Source organism: Pelovirga sp. C15f (assembly GCF_057178085.1).
Window position 1 is genome coordinate 574,016 of the sequence record NZ_JBXUCV010000001.1, and the last position, 24,999, is coordinate 599,014.

The 24,999-nt window shown below is 50.0% G+C and carries 18 protein-coding genes; 5 read left to right on the forward strand and 13 right to left on the reverse strand.

The features are described from left to right. Positions 1 to 30: 30 nt before the first annotated feature. The 11 genes from glnA to AC1931_RS02880 all read right to left on the reverse strand — a co-directional run bounded on the left by glnA (position 31) and on the right by AC1931_RS02880 (position 17,189). Positions 31 to 1,440 (reverse strand): type I glutamate--ammonia ligase, encoded by a 1,410-nt coding sequence (glnA, locus tag AC1931_RS02830; RefSeq protein WP_483875710.1) that lies wholly within the window; start codon positions 1,438 to 1,440, stop codon positions 31 to 33. Positions 1,441 to 1,572: 132 nt separating this feature from the next. Continuing rightward, complete coding sequence (locus AC1931_RS02835) at positions 1,573 to 1,911, reverse strand: P-II family nitrogen regulator (protein WP_483875711.1); 339 nt, start codon at positions 1,909 to 1,911, stop codon at positions 1,573 to 1,575. 248 nt (positions 1,912 to 2,159) lie between these two features. After that, the gene (locus AC1931_RS02840; protein WP_483875712.1) at positions 2,160 to 3,476 is read right to left on the reverse strand and encodes a class I SAM-dependent RNA methyltransferase; all 1,317 of its coding nucleotides are present in this window, start codon (positions 3,474 to 3,476) and stop codon (positions 2,160 to 2,162) included. Positions 3,477 to 3,484: 8 nt separating this feature from the next. Beyond that, positions 3,485 to 4,753 carry a diaminopimelate decarboxylase gene (lysA, locus tag AC1931_RS02845; protein ID WP_483875713.1) on the reverse strand — a complete coding sequence of 423 codons (1,269 nt, stop codon included), beginning with the start codon at positions 4,751 to 4,753 and terminating at the stop codon, positions 3,485 to 3,487. Between the two features lie 120 nt (positions 4,754 to 4,873). Next, positions 4,874 to 5,842 carry a calcium/sodium antiporter gene (locus tag AC1931_RS02850; RefSeq protein WP_483875714.1) on the reverse strand — a complete coding sequence of 323 codons (969 nt, stop codon included), beginning with the start codon at positions 5,840 to 5,842 and terminating at the stop codon, positions 4,874 to 4,876. 269 nt (positions 5,843 to 6,111) lie between these two features. Next, entirely contained in the window at positions 6,112 to 6,294 is a 183-nt protein-coding gene (locus AC1931_RS02855) for a hypothetical protein (protein WP_483875715.1), read from the reverse strand. Between the two features lie 340 nt (positions 6,295 to 6,634). After that, entirely contained in the window at positions 6,635 to 10,540 is a 3,906-nt protein-coding gene (locus tag AC1931_RS02860; RefSeq protein WP_483875716.1) for a translocation/assembly module TamB domain-containing protein, read from the reverse strand. Next, positions 10,534 to 12,279, reverse strand: a complete 1,746-nt coding sequence (locus AC1931_RS02865; protein WP_483875717.1) for an autotransporter assembly complex protein TamA — start codon at positions 12,277 to 12,279, stop codon at positions 10,534 to 10,536. The genes AC1931_RS02860 and AC1931_RS02865 overlap by 7 nt, the downstream gene beginning before the upstream one ends. 147 nt (positions 12,280 to 12,426) lie before the next feature. After that, positions 12,427 to 13,800 (reverse strand): sodium:solute symporter family protein, encoded by a 1,374-nt coding sequence (locus AC1931_RS02870; RefSeq protein ID WP_483875718.1) that lies wholly within the window; start codon positions 13,798 to 13,800, stop codon positions 12,427 to 12,429. Positions 13,801 to 13,839: 39 nt separating this feature from the next. After that, entirely contained in the window at positions 13,840 to 16,269 is a 2,430-nt protein-coding gene (locus AC1931_RS02875; protein WP_483875719.1) for a methionine synthase, read from the reverse strand. Then, positions 16,266 to 17,189 carry a homocysteine S-methyltransferase family protein gene (locus tag AC1931_RS02880; protein WP_483875720.1) on the reverse strand — a complete coding sequence of 308 codons (924 nt, stop codon included), beginning with the start codon at positions 17,187 to 17,189 and terminating at the stop codon, positions 16,266 to 16,268. The genes AC1931_RS02875 and AC1931_RS02880 overlap by 4 nt, the downstream gene beginning before the upstream one ends. Before the next feature lie 231 nt (positions 17,190 to 17,420). On the opposite strand from AC1931_RS02880, the gene AC1931_RS02885 reads away from it, so the two are divergent. The 5 genes from AC1931_RS02885 (at position 17,421) to AC1931_RS02905 (ending at position 22,655) form a co-directional block, all read left to right on the forward strand. Next, the gene (locus tag AC1931_RS02885; protein ID WP_483875721.1) at positions 17,421 to 18,959 is read left to right on the forward strand and encodes a sensor domain-containing diguanylate cyclase; all 1,539 of its coding nucleotides are present in this window, start codon (positions 17,421 to 17,423) and stop codon (positions 18,957 to 18,959) included. A gap of 116 nt (positions 18,960 to 19,075) precedes the next feature. Next, a complete protein-coding gene (locus AC1931_RS02890) occupies positions 19,076 to 20,209 on the forward strand; it encodes an MlaE family ABC transporter permease (RefSeq protein ID WP_483875722.1) in 1,134 nt (377 codons plus the stop codon). Further along, the gene (locus AC1931_RS02895) at positions 20,209 to 20,958 is read left to right on the forward strand and encodes an ABC transporter ATP-binding protein (RefSeq protein WP_483875723.1); all 750 of its coding nucleotides are present in this window, start codon (positions 20,209 to 20,211) and stop codon (positions 20,956 to 20,958) included. The genes AC1931_RS02890 and AC1931_RS02895 overlap by 1 nt, the downstream gene beginning before the upstream one ends. A gap of 26 nt (positions 20,959 to 20,984) precedes the next feature. Next, positions 20,985 to 22,067 (forward strand): MlaD family protein, encoded by a 1,083-nt coding sequence (locus AC1931_RS02900; protein ID WP_483875724.1) that lies wholly within the window; start codon positions 20,985 to 20,987, stop codon positions 22,065 to 22,067. Next, positions 22,068 to 22,655: a PqiC family protein gene (locus tag AC1931_RS02905; RefSeq protein ID WP_483875725.1), complete on the forward strand. Its 588-nt coding sequence runs from the start codon at positions 22,068 to 22,070 to the stop codon at positions 22,653 to 22,655. A gap of 80 nt (positions 22,656 to 22,735) precedes the next feature. On the opposite strand, the gene gltX is transcribed toward AC1931_RS02905, so the two are convergent. Then, positions 22,736 to 24,139, reverse strand: a complete 1,404-nt coding sequence (gltX, locus tag AC1931_RS02910; RefSeq protein WP_483875726.1) for a glutamate--tRNA ligase — start codon at positions 24,137 to 24,139, stop codon at positions 22,736 to 22,738. A gap of 39 nt (positions 24,140 to 24,178) precedes the next feature. Further along, entirely contained in the window at positions 24,179 to 24,979 is an 801-nt protein-coding gene (amrB, locus tag AC1931_RS02915) for an AmmeMemoRadiSam system protein B (protein WP_483875727.1), read from the reverse strand. Positions 24,980 to 24,999 lie beyond the last annotated feature (20 nt).

Consider the following 24,999-nt stretch of genomic DNA (forward strand, 5'->3'; position numbering starts at 1 on the left):
TTTTATGTTATATAGAATTCTTACTAAAAATCAGCAGTCGAAGTAAAGAGCAAATTCTTCAGGTACCGGACGCATACGAACCGGATCGACTTCAGCGCTACGCTTGTAGTTGACCCACATCTCAATAACATCCTCAGTAAAAACATCTCCCTTGAGCAGGAAGGCATGATCTGCTTCCAGATTATTCAGGGCATCCTCAAGAGAAGTAGCAACATTAGGAATGTCCTTCAACTCTTCCGGCGACAAGCCGTAAATATCTTTATCCAGCGGTTGACCTGGATCGATCTTGTTTTCAATCCCGTCGAGACCAGCCATCAGCATGGCGGCGAATGCCAGATAACCATTAGCTGAAGGATCCGGAGTACGATATTCAACCCGTTTGGCTTTATCATTACTGGTTACCGGAATTCGCAACGAGGCAGAACGGTTGCGGTTGGAATAAGCCAGGTTAACCGGTGCCTCATAACCAGGAACCAGCCGCTTGTAGGAGTTGGTTGTGGGGTTGGTGAAAGCACAAAGAGCCTTGGCATGCTTCATGATACCGCCGATATAGTACATGGCCATTTTTGAAAGGCCACCATAGCCATCACCGGCAAACATATTCTTACCGTCTTTCCAGAGGGATTGATGGCAGTGCATTCCGGAACCATTGTCACCATAGATCGGCTTTGGCATAAAGGTAACGGTTTTACCATTTCGGAAGGCAACGTTTTTAAGGACATATTTAAACCACTGGAGATTATCACCCATAGCAAGAAGTGAGTCAAAACGCATATCAATTTCGCACTGACCACCGGTAGCAACCTCGTGGTGTCCACACTCAACGACCATTCCGACTTCCTGCAGCACCATCATCATTTCATTGCGCAGATCAACCATGCTATCAGTCGGTGCAACCGGGAAATATCCCCCTTTGTTCTTGGGTTTGTAGCCCAGGTTGGGAAACTCTTCACGACCGGTATTCCAGATCCCTTCAACCGAATCGACAGCATAGAAGGACTCGTTGGAACTGGAAGCATAACGGACATCATCAAAGATAAAACACTCTGGTTCCGGGCCGAAGTAAGCAGTATCGGCAATACCGGTTGATTTGAGGTACGCTTCAGCCTTTTGAGCAATAAAACGCGGGTCACGGGTATAACCTTCACGGGTGATCGGATCAAAAATGTTACAGATCAGACTTAAGGTGGTCATTTCAATAAAAGGGTCAATTTTAGCGGTAGAAGGATCAGGAATAAGTAACATGTCGGAATTATGGATAGGCTGCCAACCACGGATAGAGGAGCCATCGAATCCCAAGCCTTCTTCAAAAATATCTTCACTGAATTCACTCAAGGGTGCAGCAAAATGTTGCCAGATCCCAACGAAATCGAGGAATTTAAAATCTACGAATTTGACATCATTTTCTTTGGCAAATTTAACGACTTCACTTGGTGTCATTGTTTCCTTCTCCTTTGAATGTTATTGGCCTGTTGGGATGCTTTCTCATCCTTAAATGAGCTCTTAAGTAAATTAGTATCACCACCTGAAAATTATCCTGGGAGGGACAATTATGTATTGCTGGATCGTTAATTAAAGAGCGTCTTCTCCCCGCTCACCGGTTCTGATCCTGACAACTTCATCTATCGTTGTTACAAAAATCTTGCCGTCACCGATACGTCCGGTTTTGGCAGTTTCGGCGATGGTTTCAACAACCTTGGCGACGAGATCGTCTGCCACGATGATTTCCATTTTGATCTTGGGAATAAAATCGACAACATACTCGGCGCCACGATAGAGTTCGGTGTGGCCTTTCTGCCGACCGAAACCTTTAACCTCACTGACGGTAATCCCCTGAATGCCGATTTCGTTCAACGCCTCTTTGACTTCATCCAGCTTGAACGGTTTAATAATCGCTTCGACCTTGCGCATAACACTTGCCTCCTGTCACCAGATATATATTTTGACCGGGCGTTGATCCCAACCGTCAACACCCACCTAAAAAGCAAAGACCTTGCCATAACGATATAAAAATGATGAAAAATATATTATCTAATAATATCGAGCCATTATAAATATTTCGATGGTTTATAAAAAAGAAAATTGAGCCTACGCATCTGGCTGCTGCACAAATAATAATCATCACAATCAGGTCTGCACAGAAAACAGACAAATGAACATCAGTTGATTTTCTGCAACAATGTGATGCTCTCGCAGTGATGTGTCTGCGGAAACATATCAACAGGCTGAGTGGAGACGATCCGATAACCGCAATGTACCAGAGGTTTCAGGTCGCGAGCCAGGGTTTGCGGATCACAGGATACATAAAGGAGATAAGGAATCCCAGCCGAGACCAGACACTTTATCACAGAATAGGCACCCGTTCGCGGAGGATCGAGCACAACAACATCAAAATGGTCATGATCGATCACAGAGTCGATGATATTTTCGGCGGCGGAGGCGGTGAAGGTCAGGTTGGTGATGGTATTTTTGTGACTGTTATGTTGTGCCATGCGGATCGACGTAGCCGACTCTTCAATACCAACCAGATGTTTTACCCGGCGGGCAAGAGGAAAAGACAGATTCCCCATGCCGCAAAAAAGCTCCAATAGCCGTTGATTACTGCTCCAGGAGAAAGTGTCGATCAGGGTATCGACAAGCACCCTGTTCTGCTGCAGATTGATCTGGGAAAAAGAGCCGGCGCTGTAGTTTAGATAGATTGGAGGATTATCGACATGAATCTCAAGCGTGCCGTCACCACAAATCGTTTGGAGGTTTTTTTTGGAACCAAACTGAACCAGCACATCGGCATTCAGGCCGGAATGGCGTAAGCGATCGATCAGACCGGATCGTTGCTCGCCAAAATAGTGCACAACTACTGCACATTTGCCGGCATCATCAACCGCCAGATCGATCTGGGGAATTTTATCAGCATAAACGGAAGCGTTGATCAGAACCCTGAGGTCAGCCAATAATTGGTTAAGGCGCTGATCCATGATCGGGCATTGATCGACAGAAACGACATAACGACTGTGTGAACGATAAAAACCGGTGATAAAACGATTGCCACGGTTAAAACATTTTACCTGAACTCGACTACGGTAATGCCACTGATCTGCAGAAGGGATGATTGGTTTGATGGCGGATGCGGCAACCTGGCACTGGTGACTCAAGGTTTCAACAAACAGCTGATGTTTCCAATGCAGTTGTTCGTCATAAGTGAGGTGTTGCCACTGACAACCACCGCACTCGCCGGCGACCGGGCAAACAGGAATGTGGCGGCCAGGGCCGGGTCGCAGCACCTCAAGCAGTTGCGTTTCCAGGTAATTCTTTTTGGAGCGCACGACCTTGGCGCGTACCAGATCACCGACACTGGTGTGGGGAATAAAAACAACGCGCCCGTCAAAACGTGCCAGACCGGAACCGCCATTGACCAGGGTTTCTACTGTCAATGGCGGCAAGATCTGATGTTCCAGCTGGGTGCGATGCTGTACCAACGACAAATCTATGCCCGGTTCGGCGAAAAATGGTCAGCGGCAAACTTCAGGGTAGCAAAGTAATCCTCAATCGTTTCGGCCCGACGGATCAGTTCAACGGTTCCATCAGTTTTGAGCAACAGCTCCTGTGGGCGCAAGCGGGCGTTGTACTGAAAACCCATTGAGTGACCATGGGCACCGGTATCATGAATTGCCAGGATATCCCCTTCTTCAATCCGTGGAAATGCACGCTGTATAGCAAATTTATCGTTGTTTTCGCACAAAGAGCCAACGATATCGTAGACCTGATCGGCCGGTTCGTTTTCTTTACCGATGACCTCGATATGATGATAGGCGTCATACATGCCCGGTCGCATGAGGGAAGACATACAGGCATCAACGCCAATATAGTCGCGATAGATATTTTTATGATTAATAGCGCTGGTCAACAGACAACCATGGGGACCGGTCATAAAGCGGCCGCTTTCCATGTACATTTTCGGGACATAGCCATGTTTGTCCTTGAATTCAGCAAAAATATCGCCAATCTCATGGGCCAAGGATGTAAGGTCAAGAGGCTTCTGTTTAGGTCGATAAGGGATACCGAAACCACCGCCGATATTGACAAATTCAAACCTGATATTGAGTTCATTGCTGACCATTTCAACCACATCCAGCACCATGCGCGCAGTTTCCACCATGTAGGTGTAATCCAGTTCGTTGGAGGCAACCATAGTATGCAGGCCGAACCTACTGGCCCCACGCTGTTTGGCCTGGCGATAGGCATCGACAATCTGCTCGTAGCTGACCCCATATTTAGCTTCAACCGGGTTACCTATGATAACGTTGCCCGATCTTCTCGGGCCCGGGTTGTACCGGAAACAAATCAGCTCGGGAAAGTCTTTGACTTTGTCGATCAGGGAGATATCATCCAGATTTAAAATACTACCACCATCGGCTAGAGCAGTTTCGAACTCTAATTGATTGGTGTTATTCGAGGTAAACATGATGTCTTCACCGCGCGCGCCAACCTGACGGCTTTGCAGCAATTCAGCAATGGAGCTGCAATCGAAACCAAAGCCCATTTCGGCCATTATTTGCAGGATGCGCGGGTTGGGCAAAGCTTTGACGGCATAATATTCGCGAAAACCATCCAGATGAGAAAATGCCTGTTTAAGCTGCTCACCGGTCTGGCGGATACCGACTTCATCATAAATATGAAAAGGCGTACCATAATGTTGAACAAGTTGCGCCGCAATGGGATACAAACGCGATTTAAAATCTGCAGAAACAGGCATGATGACTCCTTTATTGTTAATTTCTTGCGACTAAAATTTTAAGTGATAGAAAAAGTAAATTTATAATCCACTAAAATCATTCAAATTTAACGATGTGTCAAGGGGTGAGTCACTGATTTTTCACAGATAGCCAAGAATCTGCAATCCCAGCAACCCCAGATAGGCGACATAGCTCAACAACAGCATACTGCCAAACAAACGAGACAAACAATAGCGTCCGCGCCAGGCAGTACCAAAAAGGCAGCAGGTCAGAATACCCATAATCAGGCAGTCGCGGTAGAGAACCTCACCGCCGATATCAAGGGGGTGAATAAGACCGGCAATGCCGACGACCGCAAGGGTGTTGAAAATATTGGAGCCGATAATATTGCCCAACACCAGGTCGTGAGCTTTTTTGCGCGCGGCTGCAACAGCAGCAGCCAGTTCCGGCAAAGAGGTGCCTACCGCCACAATGGTCAAACCGATCATCAGATCACTGACTCCCAGAGAAGTGGCAATTTCTACCGCTCCCCAAACCAGCATACGGGAACTTGCGACCAACAGGATTAACCCGACAATCAACCAGAAAACTGCCGGTTTTAACGGCAAAAAAACATCATCGTCAGACTCTGATGCTGCCAGCAATTTCTCGGTATTCTTATGACGCAAAGCGATGATGATCCACCAGACAATGACCGCAGCAAAAGCCACCAGTAATATAATGGCATTAAATCGACTGATGGACAGGTTCCATAACAGCACAACTGTCAACAGAGTAATTGCCGCCAGCACCGGCAGTTCAGAACGCAGAATTTTGGCGGGAACCGGAATCGGGCTGATCAACGCTGTAACGCCAAGAATCAGGGCAATATTGGAAATATTCGAACCATAAGCATTCCCCAGCGCCAGGCCGGGATTCCCCTGGGTTGAGGCAATGGCCGAGATCAGCAATTCAGGTGCTGATGTGCCGAAGCCAATGACTACCATCCCGATCAGCAGCAGCGGCATACCGGCATGGCGCGCTGTCGCAGCGGCACCATCAACAAATCGATCAGCACTCCATACCAGCAATACCAGACCACATATCAGAGCAACAACAGGAAGGATCAAGGCAGTTTATCTCCAGAACAAAAGAAGAACAGGTTTACATATCAGATCAATACCAAAAGAGACCGTGGCATTGTCACCTCCCCTGCTCTGACGGCAGCATGCCCAGAAACAAACCAATCAGTGCTCCAAACAATGACCCTGACCAGGGACTGACAAAGGCACCTCAGGTACTGCCTGCACACTGGCCGAGATAACCGAAGAACGCTCCACCCAAACATCCACCGACAAAAAATATCAGCAATTTTATCATGCGATTTTTCATGGCTTAATTACTGGTATCCTTTTTTGGCGTTCGGACCCAATGGCAGCAATGCCACAATCAGGATGGCAAAAGGTCCGATCATCAACCCGATCGCAAACCAGAGACGACAGTTGCGCCCCCGGCTTTTGGCTACAGCATAAGCCCCACACGCCATGACAACCCATAAAACGAAAAAGGGTAAACTGTTCACACTAAAAAACCTTTCATTTCGAATCTGCCATTGAACCACGGCTGTTCAACAACCCATTCTTTTGCCGGTTGAAGGTACAGTAAAAAAAAAAATCGGTAAAGAAAAACCCATATTTTTCACTGGCCCCCCTCTTTGATTTTTTTTTGAAGTTCGCTATAATAAAAACAAATCAGAAAGGAGGAATGCCTATCGAAGACGACTCACAGCAGTTGAGAAGGTTTTCCACCCCACCGGTGTTATCAGACACCGGTATTTCCCGTGACAGGGATGATTCTGAAGTTAAAACACAGTAATCGTTGAAGGCCCGCTCTCTGTAGCGGGCCTTTCACTTTTTAAGCAGTTAATCCATTTCCAGGCGGTAAAAAAGATCAACGCCTGATTCCTGACCAAAGTTCGATTCCAGTTCCAGTCGGGACGAAAGCCGATAACGTATTCTGATTTCGTTACTATTATTAAACAGTGAATAACCGAGGCTCACATAAAGATCGGGGGTAATATATTTGCCGGTCGTAACAACGGCGTCATTGGTATCACCATTCCCGGCATTAAATTCAAGCACATCCAGACCCAATCGCCCCTTCAGGCGTTCCTGCAGAATAATGGATTCCCCTTGCGATAATAGTGCTCCTGTGGCGACCATCAACAGATCAGTATCGCCGCCACGGTTATCCAGGGGACGACCGAGCACGACATAAGACAACACATCCGCATCGGGCATAGCCGGCTCTGAATAGAGACTGATCTGTGGTTCCTGGGGTGTCCCGGTTACTCGCACTCCAGCCCGGATCTCACCGGCGCGACGTATCGCCAGGATGTCGAGGGCAGGGTACCGCAAAGGGACGCCGGCAAAATACAGATCACCACGCTCTATATCCAGGGAAACACCGTAGGTCGAAAAGCGCCCACGTTCTACAAATAATTGTCCCTGCGCTGCAAAATCCTGCTGCGCATCACTGTACAGACGCAAGGATCCGGCAATCCGCGCCTGTAACCCCGCAAAATTCAGCAATACCTGCTCCCCCAAAATAAGGCTTACATCTATATCGTGACGAAGGGTTGCTATTCGTCGTTCGGGTGTCTGACGATCAACAATAACCAGGTCCGGGCTGTTCTGAACCGCCTGGGAACGGGTTTGATCCTCGATCATCACCTGCGGGAATTGTAAACTGCCACGCACACGAATTGTATCAAAGTTACCATCAATTACCAGATCCGGGCTGACCTGAACTGCCAGACCACTTAAATTGATCAACTGGAAGTCGCTGCCCGACAAGGTAAAATAGTAACTGTCGGGGGACCATCCTTGCAAAGCCAACCGTCCCTGGCCGCTGACCGTCCCGGCTGCAGAAGTCATTCGCAGGGTCGATATGTTAAGCTGTTGTCTATCAAGTTGCGCTGCAGCATGAATGTCGGCAATACGAATTCCGGCAGCAGGCACATATAGTTCCCACCCTTGCAAGCCGAGAGATCCGGCAAACAACGGCTTACCGACGGTACCACTGATGGCTGCCGTCAGCTCGATTTCCCCTTTGCTGTCGTATACATACTGAGGGAAAAACACCGTCAGCAAGCCGCTTTCCTGCAGCAATAAACCGATATCTGCGGCAATCGGCGCGTCATCCAACAGATTGATAGGCACTTGAGCTGGAACTCCAACTTCAAGGTGGCTGTTGATATGGCCGAAATCATGGATCAGAGTCCCCTGAGCTTGAAGGATATTCTCCTGCCAGGACAATTCTAGTCCGGCTTTTTCAACAGCAACTTCCATTTCTTGTTCATCATCATACCAATACAGAGAACCAGCGCTGATGTCCGCTTTGCCATTCAGGGCAAACGCCTTGTCTGCGGACCACCAACCCTCCATATCGCAGGTAAAAACTCCCTGGGCAATGATATCCGCCGGCAACCAGGGCTGGATCAACTGCAAGGGCACCTGCCGGCACGCCAATACCATGTTGGTTATATCCGGCAGCACCAGTCCTGCCGGATCAGGAGAATCAAAGTTAAGCGTCAGATGGGCCGGTGAGCCGATATCGATACGGACATCGCCGGCCAGGCCATCCATCCCCCAATCCAGGGTCAATCTGGTGCTGGTATCCTGCAGATGCAACTGCCGATAATGAAGATCGGCATTTAATTGTGCAGCAAGGTGAAGTTGAGTGTTTTCTGGTTGATGAAGCACAGACAAGGATCCACCTGAGACCCCTTGCACTAAAGTGGGATCGAGCCAAAGACTAAAAAGGCTCAGGGGCAGATTCGACCAACCAAGATCCACCTCGAGGGACTCTTCCGCGGGCAAAAACACCCCCTGCAGACGGATGGACTGTTGCAACCCCGCATCGAGTAATACCTCGGAAACCCTGATAATCTGTGGTCCAACGCTAAGGGATGCAGGCTGATTAAGGCGCCATTGGCGCCCTGATGCATCAATGTTCAGTTGCTGCAGCAACGCCGTCCACAAGGATTCTGACCAGCTTGCCTGCAGGGTGGTTTTCATCCTGGTGTCTTGCGCCCGGGCGCTGATGTCGATCTGATGGCTGATCAGTGTTCCGTCCACCTGCAGATCTATCCCATCAATCAGCAGTAATTGGGCCTCGGAACCCAGTTGTCGCAATTGAGCCGTCGCAAAAAGGGTTTGATCGACATCTAGGAGTAAGTGAGAACTCAGTGCATCCAACTGCCACTGATCATAGACGAGATCTGTGCCGACAATCTGGAGATCTGCTGCACTGCCTTTGTTCCCGTGGTTAAACCATCCTTGCACCGACAGAACTCCTGCTACCGGTGGATAAAAATCGGCAACTTGCTGGAGTGTCAGGGTAAGATTGATGTTGTTCTGCAAATCGCCCTGCGCCTGCAGTTGGGCACTGTTACTAAGCAGAATCAACTGATGTAGAATCAGATTATGATTCTCGTAGTCTGCCGCAACAATACCGGACAGGGGGTATTCGTAAAGGGTTGAATCGTACAGTTCGATATGAATATTAGCCTGTGGTGATTGCACATCATGTCGGTAACTGGTCGACAGATTGGCATTGAGCAGACTGCTGCTGTCAGGGATAAAAGGTTCCAGGGAGAGATGTTCAACCCGCAGTTCCGCTGCCAGTTCCAGGGTTTTTGACCAATCGAGGTCAAGATTGCCGGTGATCTGTGCTGCCAGCCAGGAGGCATTGATCTGCTGCAGTTGCAGGTGCTGGTGATCACCGGAAACGCTAGTCGTCAGCGCAGACGCTACCAATTCATCACCCCGAGTCGTCAACTCAATCCGGCCCTGATACTGCATCCGGGCATACATCAAACCGATTTCTCCGTTCACCACCAGCGGCAGATTTGCTTCCTGACTTAAATCCAGATCCTGAGGGAAAACGTTGACGGTCAGCGCCGGCCCATCCTCATCAAACCGCAACTGTCCTGACGCTTTAACGGAACCCGACCGCCCGGCCTGGCGGAATAAAAGGTTTGAAAAAGCCAGGCTATTATCACCTAGCCTGACTTCCGTCTGCAGGAAAAAGGGTTCAAGTTCGACCAGCTGCAACTGCAGATCGATTGTCCCGGCGCTGGTGTCAGCAGCGACAGCGGCCAGTGAACATGCAACCATGATGTTCTCCCAGGATTGATTGGTCCTGGTATTTTCGACGGTTGCCGCCAGATCCAGGACCGAATCATTCATATCCAGAGTCAGGGTTGCAGTAACAAACAGATCATCTACACGTAAGCTCAGGTTGCTGACTGATAATCGTCTCTGGTGAAAACCTATAGCCGCATTCACTTCTTCTATCACCCTGGTATCATCACCCTGGATGATTGACATATTTTTCAAATCAAGTTGCGCGATATCGACGTTGAACAGATCGAAGATTCCCGGCAGCTTCGGAATCTGCAGCGCAAGATCGGGTTGTTGCCCGGTTGGTTCAGTCTGAGGCAAGCTCAGCCGAATATCTGCCAGAGCAAGGACAGGGAAGGATAAATGGAGAGGATAAAGGGATGAAACATCCGTGCCCAGTTCGATGTGGCGAGCTTGCAGGCTAACATCTGCGTGTTCGATCACCAGGTCCTTGATGCTGAACCCGCGCGCCAAAGAGCCGCTCAGCTGAGATATTTCAATCCGGGCATCAAGCTGCTGCGCTAAACGACGCAACGTGAAATCCGCGCCGGCTGAGGTAAAGAATAGCCAGATCGCAGCCCCGACGATCAGGCCGGCAACCAGACAAAAAACCACAAAGGTGACGGTCAAACTTCTTACCATGCCAACCCCAGGCTGAAATGCAGACGATAACCGTTGTCCCTTTCCCCCAGCTGCCTGGCCAGGTCAAGACGTATCGCACCGATCTGGGTGAAATAACGCAAACCGACCCCGGTCCCCTGCTTGAGTTGATAATCGTTGAAGGAATCAAAGGCATTACCAACATCGTAAAAGATGGCGGCTCCCCATTGTTGCAGAAACCGTTTCTCCAGCTCTACACTGCCCACCAGAAGATGCTTGCCACCGACAACTTCCCCTTCTTCATTGACGGGTCCGAGGGAATTGTATTTAAACCCTCTGACACTACGATCGCCACCGGCAAAATACCGCAACGAAACCGGCAGGGTGTTAAATTCATGACGGTGCCAGGTCGTCCCTCCACGTAAACGGATAAAAACGGAAAAACGCTGAGGCATGGGTATCAGTGTCGCGGCATCAACGGTGAGTTGCAGCAAGGAGGTATCAGAAAACCAGTTTTCATCAGCGCCCTGCACTTCAATCTGAACTTTGCTGCCGCGTTCCGGGGTCAAAGGATGATCCAGCTTTTGCCAGTCCAGGCGGAATCCCTGCAGTAATAATTGAGTACGTTTGTCGTTATCAGCAATGCGCGATTGTTCTGAGGTCATGCGTACAAACAATGATCCGTGGTAGCGTCGGCCAAAAGACCGCCGATATTCCGCTTCACCAAAAACCTCACGCCGATAATAGGTATCGACATCTTCCCGTTCAGTACCGATGGTCAACAGAGTCAGACTGTCAAGACGACGGCGATCAGGAATGATGTAGGTCGTCTCAAGCTGCTGGCGCCATTCAGCAATAAGCATTTTACCCACCAGCTCATGAGCCGCTCCCCATAGGTTCAAGTGGCGATAATCAAGAGAGATCCTGCCTCCGGTATCAGTGCCGTAGCCGATTCCCGGACGCAGACGATGGCGTGGCATTGGCAGCAACTCAATTTCCACCGGCACCTGAAAATTTTCGTGATCTTGCGAACTGGCCAGAACCGACACGGAGCGAAACAGATCAGCATCAATCAGATTTACCTGGGTTTTACCCAGCAGACGGTAAGAGAAAATATCGCCCTGGTTATAGCTGAGAAAACGCTTAAGGAATCGCTCAGGATAACCCGCCCGATCGACAAAATGGGTCGCGCCGAAATGATACCGCTCACCAGTTGCAAACCGCAGGTCGATCTCGGCCCGCCGTTCTTGCAGATGAATTTCAATCTTGTGGACGTCAAAGGAGGCATCCAGATAGCCAAGGGCAGCAGCTTCCTGACGCAGGCGGGTTTTCCCCTGCTCATAAAGATCCTGCCGTAAAATATCATTCACCTGTAAAGGGAACTGATTCAATAGCTTTTTCAGACCTGGATGTTCTGATCCTGAACCCGATATTTCCAGATTGAATTTGGTGATGTGCAACGGCTCCCCGCCGTCCACGTCGAGAATGATACGAAAGTGGTCTGCTGCAGGTTGCTGCAGGCGTGTTGTGACCGTACTGTAGAAATAACCGTAGGGTTCGATTATATCTTTAACCAATCGCGGCAGCTGGCGCTGATAAGATCCCAGACGTTGACGGTTAAGACGCTCATCGCCTACGGACAGAATCGGCGCATTCAGGGCATCTTTGACGATCTGCTGCAGAGTTGGCTCGCTGCTGCGCACATCCAGTTCAAGACGCGCAGCATAAGCTATTGACGTAGTGATGATGAAAAAAAACAGAAACAGATTAACAAGACGCATCAGGTGTCGAAAGCTCAGAGCCGAAATCGTTATTAGAATCGTCAGATAGCAGAATGAAAACCATTACTCAATATTATAACATTATTATGACCGGACTGTTGTGTTTCCAGGAAAAGGAGTTCATCGCTGCCTGCATGTTGGCAGGTGTTATCTCTTTGGCCCAGGCAAGAGCAGCGTCAACACAAAAACCGACAATGACAAACCCAGACCAGAAAACAAAGGAGGCAAGCCGATTATTGGGAAAAAGCCCAACAGCACAACAGCCGTGGGCGCAAACATAATCGAGATTAAACCGGCCTGACGCCAGTTGGTTTTCGGTAAGAACACGGCAAAAAGCAAAGGGAAACAGAGGGTGGCGCCGCGCAGTCCCATGGATAAAAAGCTCCAGTCCATAATCGCAGAGCCCATGTTGCTCAGCAAAAGGAGAAAAGCTGCGAATAAAACTGCCAGGGTGATTAACCGAAATATCAACAATTCTGATGGCTTGTTGTGCAGCCAGTAACGTAACAGATCGACTTTCAGGGTTGTCGCCACACCCAGGGCAAGGCCTGCCGCTGTTCCCACTGCTGCAATCAACAGGGTAGCAAAAGCAATGCCGGCAAAGCCCGGCGGCAAGTGCTGCAGGATAAAGGTCGGCAGCGCCAGGGCGCTCTGGATTTCCGGCATGGTCTGGCGCATAAACAAACCGACCAGGATACCGAACAGCCCTAAAGGGGGAATCAGCGCAGCACTGAGCAGGGCACCGCGCCGCGCCGCGCTGCTGTTGTTGGCTGAAAAAATTGCCTGCAGATAGGTCTGGGTCGATATAACACCTACCAGCATCGACACCAGATCAGAGACCCCCTCTTTTACCCCATAACCAAACAGGCTGAACCACGGCCAGGCGGAAAAACCGGCAGTCAAATCCCGCCAGCCACCGGCCAGTTTCAGGGCAACCAGGCCCGCCACTGCCATAGTCAGGTAGATCAGGAACATCTTGATTAAACCAGTAAAGCCGGCAGATTTCATCCCGCCACCAAGGGTAAAAAAAGCCACCAGCAGCCCGGAGATGATGGCACTGGCCACCATCGACAGGTCAAAAAGAACCGCCAGCACAGCACCACAGGCCAGTAGTTGGGCAACAATCTGGATAAACATCCCGGCGGCGGTAAAAAGACTGGCAGCAGTGCGTACCCGTTCACCATGGTACAGGGCAATAAATTCAGGGATGGTCTGGGCCTGACTCTGACGTAGAGGGACGGCAATGAATAATCCAAGGAATAAACAGGCCAATCCGGCGCCAAGGGTAAACCACCAGGCTGACAGGCCATACATAAAAGCCAGCTGGGCGGTACCGATGGTAGAGGAGCCACCAACGAGGGTGCCGGTAATTGCACCAAACACATTGAGGCTCGATGCCTTACGTCCGCTTAAGACGAAATCAGCACCGTTGATTGCCTTGGCCTTGCCACCCCAGGCCAGGTAAAAAATTCCGGCCAGGGTTGCAAAAAAAGCGAGAAGAAACGACAGATCCAGGGTCATGAGTCACCCAGAACCATCTCGTCGTTAACAGCAGGCAACTCAGACGGCAAAATATTTAGCCTGGGGGTGATAAGCAACAATCGCAGAGGTGGTCATCTCCGGCACCATTTCATATGACTCGGTTAAACTGACCCCGATCCGCTCGGGATGCAGTAAGTTAAACACGGGAACATGGGCAGCCAGGTCCGGGCAGGCCGGATAACCGAAACCGTAACGTGAACCCTGATACCCTTGAGCCACGTAGGACGCCATGTCGGTGCTTCCTGCCTGAATTCCCATCTCGATGCGCATCTGTTCATGCCAGTATTCGGCGAGGGCATCGGTCAGCTCGACGCCCAATCCATGGAGCATCAGATAATCGTGGTAACTGTCAGCAGCATAGAGTTCGCAAGTGACCCGCGCCAGCTTTTCGCCAATGGTCACGACAAAAAAGCCGGTCTTGTCCCCCCCCTCTTTCTCGCTGTGATAGAAATCGGCAATACACAAACCGGCAGCGCTTTGTTGGCGCGGAAAGTCGAATCGGTAGTCCTGGCCGTCATGCTGAACGATCAGCTGATTTTCCCGGCTGAAACAATTGAAGTAACCATAAGTTACCTTCGGCTCGAACCAGCCTTCATTTAAGCCTTCACTTTTGAGCCGCTCATAGAGGGGCAGCACCGTTTCTCGCTGCAGATGCTCGTAGTCTTCCTTAGCCATCTTCCCCCGCCGGTAACCCCAGCGGCCCCGGAACAGGGCCGGCTGATTGAGGTAATCAAAGAGTTTCTCCGGGTCAATGTCGAGCACTTGACGGTCACCGATAAAAGGAACCGCTGGAGATTCCCACCGGCGGTCAATGACGGCAATCTGCGCACCGGGGCGATTGGGTGCGACGGTGCTGTCGGACCAGCTTGTTGACGTGAGCTCCCCGGCTTCAAAAGCACGAATGGCCTTGAGGCCATCGAAAGCATCGGCACAGTAAACAACCGGAGCCTGATATTGTGGAACACAATCTTGAGCGACATATTTTCGGGTCAGTGCGGCACCACCAAGGAGCACCGGCAGGTTGAGGCCGACATCACCGAACTGGGTCAGATTATCTTTCATTAACAGGGCTGATTTGACCAGCAGTCCCGAAAGACCGATAACATCAACCTGATACTTTTTGGCTTTAGCGATGATTTCTTCGGCCGGAACCTTGATGCCGATATTGAACACCTTATAACCGTTATTCGTCAGAATGATATCAACCAGATTTTTACCGATATCGTGAACATCACCTGCAACTGTGGCAAGGAGCACCTTGACCTGCCCTTCCTGGTCGAGCTTTTCCATGTAAGGTTCGAGCAGAGCGACGCTGAGTTTCATGACCTCGGCGGACTGCAGAACAAAGGGGAGCAATAAATCGCCACGACCGAATAGATCACCGACCTCGCGCATTGCCGGTACCAGCAGGCGGTTAACAATATCCAGGGGTTTCCAGCGCCCACGCAATTCAGCAAGAAGATCTTCAAGACCATCTTTGTCACCCTTAAGGACCTTCTGACGCAGCTGTTCTTCGAGCAACAGCTGCGGGGTATCCTCCTCCTGATCTTTATCACCGGCCTGCTCAAAATAGTCGATAAACGTCATCAATGCATCAGGATGACGATCGAAGAGCAGATCAAAACAGATCTCGCGGTCTTCTTCACTGATGGCCGAATAAGGCAGCACCTTGGCGGCATCAACGATGGCGGTATTGAGCCCTGCCGCAACCGCCTCATGCAGAAAAACAGAATTGAGAACTTTGCGCGCTGCCGGGCGCAACCCGAAACTGACATTGCTGACGCCCAGAGTAAAGCCAACGCCGGGAAGCTCGCGGCGCACCAGTTTGATCGCTTCAATGGTTTCGATCGCTGAGCGACGCATCGTTTCATCGCCGGAGCCGACAGTAAAGGTCAACAGGTCAAACAGCAGATCCTGCGGCCGCAGCCCGTGGACAGTTACCGCGCGCTGATAAATTTCCTTGGCGACCGTCAGCTTCCGGGTCGAGGTCAAAGCCATCCCTTCCAGATCGATCACCAGAGCGACAACTGCTGCTCCATATTTTTTTGCCAGTTTGCAGATGCGATCGAGACTCTCACCGCCATCCTCAAGATTAATCGAATTGATGATGGCACGTCCCGGATACAACGGCAGTACTTTTTCAAGGGTATCGGGACTGGTAGAGTCAAACATCAGGGGAGCTTTGCAGGATCCGGCAAACAATCGTGTCAGACGCCTCATATCACTCAGCTCATCACGGCCGGCATAAGCAACACACAGGTCAATCACCTGGGCCCCACGTGCTTCCTGATCCAAAGCAACTTTCAGGCAGGCGTTATCATCTTCAGCGATCAGCGCTTCTTTAAACGCTTTGGACCCATTGGGATTGCAGCGCTCACCAATCAGCAACGGCGGTATCTCCTGGTTCAACTCGACGGCCTGATAAAGGCTGGCAACAGAAGCTTTCATTGATTCACCTCCCGCCGAGCCGGACTAGCGCCGTGAAGCCGCTCTGCCAACGCGGTAATATGGGCCGGGCTGGTGCCACAGCAACCACCGACAATACTGACCCCCTGTTGCGTAACAAAGCGCCACATCTGTTCAGCAAAATCCTCAGGGGCTAATGGATAGTGGGTTTTACCATCGACAACCTCGGGCATTCCCTGATTGGGAATCACCGAAATCCGTCCCGGCCAGTGCTGACTGAGATAATGAACGTGTGACACCATGTCCTTGGGACCAGTGGCACAATTAATTCCCAAAGAGAACAAAGGGAAGGGTTCCAGGGTCGCTACAACCGCGGCAATGTCGCTACCGACCAGCATCGTCCCCTGCTGTTCAATGGTCACTGAAGCCAGTACCGGTAGCGACAATCCGGAAACTTCAAGCATTTCAAATGCGGAAATCAAAGCGGTTTTGGTCTGGAGCATATCCTGGCAGGTTTCAATAATCAGACAGTCAACCCCGGCATCAAGCAGGGCAGCAATCTGCTCGCTCGTTGCCGTTTTGAGACTGTCAACATCAATGTGCCCCAGGGACGGCAGCTTGGTTCCCGGCCCTACAGATCCGGCAACGAAACGACCTTCCCTGCCGGCGATGGCCTTTCTGGCAATTGCTACTGCCTGCGTATTGATTTCCCGCACCTTGTCCTGTAAGCCATATTCAGCTAATACAATGCGTGAGGCTCCGAAGGTGTTGGTTTCAAGTACCATGGCACCGGCATTGAGCATCTCACAATGCAATCGCGCGATCTGGTGAGGTGCGCTGAGGTTGAGAATTTCGTTACACCCTTCGCAGTCATGCCATTGCGCCGGTAAAATATCAAAGAGTTGCAGATTGGTTCCGCAGGCACCATCAAATATCAGAACAGGACATTCCGTCAGTTTCATCAAAAGATCCATGGTTATGGGTGAAATTAAAAAAACACAGGAGAAGAGTTAGACAAAACTTTTTGCCGAACAAAATTGAGCCTGTATAGTAACCAGAGCCTTTACGCCTGTCCAGCATCAAGATTTATTCTCTTGACATATATTGATCAATTATTATTATTAAAACCTAACTATCTATGATATACTGCTGGTGATGAACTCCCGGAACCTCATAAGATTGGCGGAACTATCATGCAAGCAGGATTGCAGTACAAAAATATCATCAAGCTGATTGAAAATAATCTTCAATTGCCATCTCCTCCCGCCATTGCTGTCAATATCCTTAGCACCGTTCGAAAAGACGAGGCGCCACTCACGGCGTTGGGTGATGTGATTGCCAAAGACCCGGCATTAACCGCAAAGATGCTCAAGATTGCCAATTCAGGGATGTTCTGTTCAAAAGGCAATATAGCCAATATTCAACGAGCCATGATTGCTCTGGGAACCGATGTTATCAAAAACATTGCGCTCTCATTTGTGATCACTTCAAACTGCCGCAGCACTGGAAATGCCGGATTTAACATGGACCGGTTCTGGCAACAATCGGTCGCCGCGGCTGTGGCTGCAGAGCTTTTGGCACGTGCAGTGAATCAACAAAATGACAGTATTTTTGTCACCGCCCTGCTTCAAGACATCGGCATCCTGGTTATCTCCCAGGCAAAAGGCGACATATATAACAGGCTGATCACGGAAGTTAATGATAATGATAACCTGGTCGAAGCCGAAAACAACCTGTACGGATACAACCATGCCCAGGTTGGCTATGCACTACTGAAACACTGGAATCTGCCGGACAATGTCTGTGAGCCGATTTTATACCATGTCTGTCCGGATCGTGTTCCTGAAGAGAGTCAGCAAACTACTAGAATTCTCCATTTTGCCACCCAGATAGCTTCCTTGTGTCATGATTACGGTGCGCTGACTACCGCACCGGCACTTCAGGAACAGCTTGAAAATGATTACGGCCTGACAGACCAACAGACCTACCGGCTGCTCGATGAAGCGGCGACTAAAAGCAATGAAATTATCGAGTTTTTTGAGATTAAATCAGAACAAATGGTGCCTTATTCAGTCCTTTTGCAACAGGCCAATGCCGAGTTGACACGCATCAATCTGACCAAGGAACAGATGGTTCTGGAACTCAACGTTGCCCGGACAAAATCAGAACGGATGACGCGCCAGCTTCAAGAGAGCAATGCGCGTCTGCGGGAACTTGTCTACCGTGATGGCCTCACGGGACTTTATAACCACCGTTATTTTCATGAAACCCTGGACAAAGAACTGTCGCGCGCAAGACGTTATCATTCATCCTTGTCTTTGATCATTTTTGATATTGATTATTTCAAGAAAACCAATGATCGCCATGGTCACCCTGTAGGTGATGTCATCTTGATGAATATTGCCAAGGCCGTTTGTTCTGCGGTACGTCCCTGTGACATTGTTGCCCGCTATGGAGGAGATGAATTTGCCATCATTCTGCCTGAAACCGGAGCTGAAGGGGCACGGGTCTTCGCTTCACGTTTACGGCGCTGCGTTGAAGGGATTGCGACCAATCATCTGGATCAGGTGATTTACGTCACCATGAGTGCAGGGCTGACCACGACAACTCCGGAGACCAATGAGGTGACTAAGGATGAATTGATTTTAGCAACCGATCAGGCCCTGATGCTGTCGAAAAGCAGCGGCAGAAATCAGATATCATCTTTGGATATGCGACAGATTGAAAACTGATGATTTCTTCTGAACCAACTTCATTTCACACCACCTAGTTCGAACCAGCTGGATACGCAACCAGTAACATGGTAACCTCGTGAAGATTGTGATTGAATCTCCATAACAGGGTTAACATGGCTGAGTCAGTACCTGCACAATACCGGTTTGAAACCACTGAAAATAGCCTGTTGCTTCATCTTGTCGGCAACTGGTCATACTCTGCCGGCATGCCGGCAGCACCTCCTGTTTTAAGTCAGATCAACAGCACCAAAGCTACGACTGTCAGTTTCAACACTGAGCAACTTCAGGCTTGGGACAGCGGCTTGATGACCTTTCTGATCGAGCTGATCGATCACTGTCAACACAACAATATCCTCATTGACAAAACAAATCTGCCCCAGGGAGCAAGGCGTCTGTTGAACCTGGCCTATGCGGTTCCTGAACGTAAGGGAGCGCGCCGCACGTTACTGGGGCAACCGGTTCTGGCGAAAATCGGTAATGTGACGATTGAGATGCATCGCTCATGGAATGATATGCTGACCTTTGTGGGGGACCTGTATAAAGCGGCATACAACCTGCTGCGTGGACGGGCACGTTTGCGCATTTCTGATCTGTTCTATCAGATTGAAGCGGCCGGACCTTCCGCCCTGATGATTATCACCCTGATCAGCACCCTGGTAGGTATGATTCTGGCTTTTGTCGGCGCTGTCCAGTTGCGCCTTTTTGGTGCCGAAATTTTTATCGCCAACCTGGTAGGTCTCGGAATGGCGCGTGAAATGGGAGCCATGATGACGGCGATCATCATGGCCGGCCGTAGCGGATCAGCCTATGCCGCGCAAATCGGCACCATGCAGGTTAATGAAGAAATCGATGCCCTGAAAACCATGGGAATCTCCCCCATTGAATTTCTTGTTTTACCGCGCCTCTTGGCACTATGTATCACCATGCCGCTTCTATGTATCTATTCAATTTTTATGGGTATATTTGGTGGAGCCGTGGTCAGCGCCGGACTCTTTGACGTTTCCTTTTATCAGTATTATTTACAGATACAGGACTTTGTTGAATTAAAACATTTCGTTATCGGAATCTTAAAAGCTGCTGTTTTTGGTGTGCTGGTGGCCGGTTCCGGTTGTTTTCGGGGTTTACAGTGTGGCCGAAGTGCCTCAGCGGTTGGTTTTGCAGCCACCAGTGCGGTCGTCACCTCCCTGGTGCTGATTATCGTTGCCGATGCAATAATCACTGTTATCTGCCAGGTTCTGGGGGTTTAATGTCGCGGGCCACTCATCTTCAGGTAAAAAACCTGACCATGGCTTATGCTGATACGATTATTCAGCAGAACCTCAATTTCTGTGTTAAACGCGGTGACATATTTATTATTATGGGTGGCAGCGGATGCGGTAAAAGCACTCTGTTGCGTCATCTGATCGGTCTGATGGCGCCGGCCGCTGGAGACATCCTTATCGATGGTACCAATATCTGGGATACCACGTTTGAAGAACGCACACGCATGATCAGCCGCAGCGGTGTCCTCTACCAGAGTGGTGCCCTGTTCAGCTCCATGACCCTGGCTGAAAACATTGCGCTACCTCTCTCAGAGCACACCTCGTTGATTTCATCCCAGATTGAAAAAATTGTTTCCTATAAACTGTCGCTGGTTGGACTTGCCGGTTTTGAAGACTATTACCCCTCAGAAATCAGTGGAGGCATGCGCAAACGCGCCGGCCTTGCCAGAGCAATGGCGCTAGACCCCGATATCCTGTTTATTGATGAACCCTCGGCCGGACTCGATCCTATCAGCGCGAAACTGCTCGACCGACTGATCCTTGAACTGCGGGACAGCCTGGAGACAACGATCGTGATGGTTACTCATGAGCTCGAAAGTATTTTTTCGGTTGGTGATACAGCAATTTTTCTTGATACTGATGAAAAAACCATGATTGCATCGGGTCCGCCAAAACAACTTTTAAAAGAATCTGCAGATCCCAGAGTCCGCAATTTTCTGACCCGGAGCATTTAATGCGAAACAGAGGTTAAAGGAACACCATGCATACGAGAAAAAAAGTTGATCCGCGTACGATTGGAATCTTTGTTATCGGTGCAGTTGTCCTGATTGTTGGGGGGTTGGTTTTTTTCGGCCCCGGTGGATTTTTCACCGAAACCAGTCGTTACGTGATCTATTTTGAGAGCTCGGTGAAAGGCTTAAACGTCGGCTCACCGGTGCGTTTTCGCGGGGTCAGGATCGGCCAGGTCAGAGAAATCAGCATCAGGGTTCGTCCCAGCGATCTCGAATTTCATATTCCTGTGGTGATTGAACTGGATCCTAAAAAAATCCGGGCAGAAGGATCCGAGCAGGGACTTTTTGAAACATTAAAAACCAGCGTTCAGGGGGGAGACCCTATTTTACCCCTAATAGACGAGGGGTTAAGGGCTCAGCTGCAACTTGACAGCCTAGTGACCGGTCAGCTGTTTGTGAATCTGGATATGGTTCCGGAATCACCGGCCTCAAAAGTTGACCTGCCCGGCGACTACCCGCAGATTCCTGCTATCAGCTCAAGCCTGGCAGAGCTGACAAAAACTTTTGAGGATCTTCCCTGGCAGCAACTTGTCGATAAATTGATGCAATCTGCTGATGGTGTACAGCGGCTGGTCAACTCTTCACACCTTCACAATGCCGTTGAACAGTTTGATACCACCACCGTATTGCTCAATGAGCTTCTCATCGAGATGAATGCCGGTCTTCCAAGACTTATTGATAACGCCGAAGAGACCCTGAACCGATCGCAAAAAACCCTGACCGGCATCGATGCCAGCCTGGAGAGCGCGTTCAAAGATATTCAGCTCACCCTTGAGTCGGCCAGACTCTCCCTTGCCGCCATTGAGCAACGAGTTGACCCGCTGGCGGAAACCTTTGATCGCGGCATGGTTGCCTTTACCGAAGCGTCGGACAAAGTCACCGCGACCATGGGTCAGCTCGAATCCCTGACCACCGAAGACTCTCCCCTGCTACAGCAGTTCAGCATCACCATGCAGGAACTCAATCGTACCTTGCGCAGTCTGCGCACCCTGGTTGATGAAATTGAACGAAATCCGCAAATACTTTTGCGCGGCCGAACGGCGGAGGAATAAATGAAGATAAGTCGTTACCTGATCCTGACACTGCTGCTGGCATCAACATCGGCCTGTATCCAGTTGGGAGAATCCGTTGTTCCCAGCCAGTATTATGTTCTCGAATCCATGGACTCAAGCAGCGAAGAATTTTCAAATAAAACTTTAATTGTTGATATTGAATTGACTGAATTTCCAGAATATTTAAAGCGCCCCCAGGTTGTTCAACACCGGCAAAATGTGATTTATTTTACTGACACAAAACGTTGGGCGGCACCGCTCGAAGAACAGCTACTGTCCCAGCTGACCAACAATCTGGAACTATTACTGCCCCGGGCCACCATCGTGATCCGCCCCTGGCTGAGTCATCGTCAGCCAGATTTTTATCTGCAGTTATCAGTAAAAAAACTATCAGGGATATTGGGGCACCAGACCGATATTGATATTCGCTGGAACACTGTCAACAAGAATGGTGAACACCGCAGCGGTCAATTCATTGACCACCGAACCATCAATAACAGTTATGAGGAACTTGTCGGATCATTGAATCGTAGCCTGGAAGAATTGAGCAAAACATTGGCACAGGAACTGGCGGAGCCGGAAAATTGAAAGTTCCGGCTCCGCGCATCAACAAAACTGATATTGTGTCCGCACGTTAGAAAAACGAATCCTGGTCAGAATAACACGACTCAACCATTGGCGATCAACGTCAACGCGCGTTCCAGCCGCTTGATTGAGCGCTCCTTACCAAGAATCTGAAGAATGTCATAGATGCCGGGACTGGCCGTTCCACCGGTCAACACCACCCGCAGGGGCTGACCAATCTTGCCGAACTTCAGCCCGGTGGCTGCCATCACGTTGGCAAGGGCTTTTTCGATGGCATCGTGATCAAAAGCATTTTGTTGCGCCAGCTCATCCCGCACACTGGTCAGCATGCTTTGTTGCTCTGTCGAAATAAATTTAATTCTGGCTGCCTCGTCAAAGACAACTTCATCACGATAGTAAAAAGCAGCCCCGGCTGCCATTTCAACCAGCGTGGCAGCGCGTTCCTGCAAGCTTTTGACGGCCCCAACCAGATCGGGGCCACCTTCAACGCTGACCCCTTGGGCAGCAAGGAATGGGAGCAACAGTTTTGCCAGGCGCTCGGGATCACCGGTTTTAATATAATGGCTGTTGAGCCACAGCAGTTTTTCCGGGTTGAATACGCCGGCGGAGCGCCCTACCCCATCCAGACTGAATTTTTCAATCAGATCGGTCATGCTGAAGATCTCTTCATCACCCAACGACCAGCCCAGGCGCACCAGGTAGTTAACCAGCGCTTCCGGCAGATAACCCAGGTCTTTGTAGGCCATCACCGAGGTCGCACCGTGGCGCTTGGACAGCCGCTTCTTGTCGGAACCTAGAATCATCGGGACATGAGCAAACTCAGGAACCTGGTAGCCCAGTGCCTGATACAGCAGAATCTGTCGTGGGGTATTATTGAGATGATCATCACCGCGGATCACCAGGGTGATCCCCATCTCCGCATCGTCAACGACAACAACAAAATTGTACGTAGGACTACCATCGCTGCGCTGAATGATCAGGTCGTCCAGTTCTTCATTGCGGAAGGTCACTGTGCCCTTGATCCGGTCAGCAACAACCGTTTCACCTTCCGGGTCGGGCAGCTTGAAACGGACAACGTGTGGGGCATCAGGATGATCGCTGCGTTTGCGACAGGTACCGTCATACTTGGGTTTATGTCCCTGTGCCAGCGCCAGTTCACGCTTGGCATCGAGAGCTTCCGGGGTGCAATAGCAACGGTAAGCCTTGCCTTCGTTCAGCAACTGCATGACTTTTTGCTGGTAAAGTCCAAAACGTTCGCTCTGATAATAAGGGCCCTCATCACAGCGCAAACCGAGCCATTCCATGGCATCGAGAATAGCCTGCACCGATTCTTCCGTTGAACGCGCCAGATCGGTATCCTCAATTCTCAAGACAAAGGTACCCTGCTCTTTTTTTGCCAGCAGATAGTTGAACAGCGCGGTTCTGGCGCCACCGATATGCAGATATCCAGTCGGACTGGGAGCAAAACGTACACGCAATATTGACATGAAATCTCCTTAAGTAGATGACCTTGAAATAGTCAAAATCTAATTCATTAACAAACCCGCATAGCCGACCACCCGACTGTTATCACCGCTCTTTTCACCGGAATGGTGGTAGCGGACCAGTTCACAATTCTTGGCACCCAACAGTTTGGCTGCAGCCATCACTGCAACCACAGCAAACACACCACACATACTGATCTGCTGATCAACCACCACCTGATAGAGCCGCTGCGGATCAAAGGCGGTCATGGCATCAATGGCCAGGGCATCAAGCCGGATATTTTCCGCAGCCGGCAGGAAATGATTCATATCGCTGCTGGCAACCAGCAGGACAGGTTCCTTCCAGTTCTTAATAGCTCGGGCAATACCTGCCCCCAGCTCAATTAACTGTGTCGGGCCGGAATGTTGTAACGCGACGGGGACAACTTCCACCTGCGGCTGTACATATTGAAGAAAAGGAAGCAGCACTTCAAGGGAATGTTCCTGCTGATGTGCACGGTCATCGAGTTCCAGCTGTGGTATCTCGTCCAGCAGATGAGTACGCAAATCTGCTGCCACAGGAACGTCCCCCAAAGGGGTGGTCCAGGCATCAGCGGCGCTGACAGCCATCTGTTTTCCTCTGCCGTGATGATTGGGACCAAGCAAAACTATCTGTTTCGGTACTCTGATACGGGAAATCACCGCGCCGGCAACATCACCGGAATATACATAACCGGCATGAGGCAACACCACTGCTGTCGCCTGTTGCTGATCACCATCTGTAATTAAGGCCGCTAACTGGCGTTTTAGTTCAACAGCACTGGATGGATAAAAAAGTCCGGCAACAACGGGTTGACGAATCATGACACCTCCAGAGAATGATG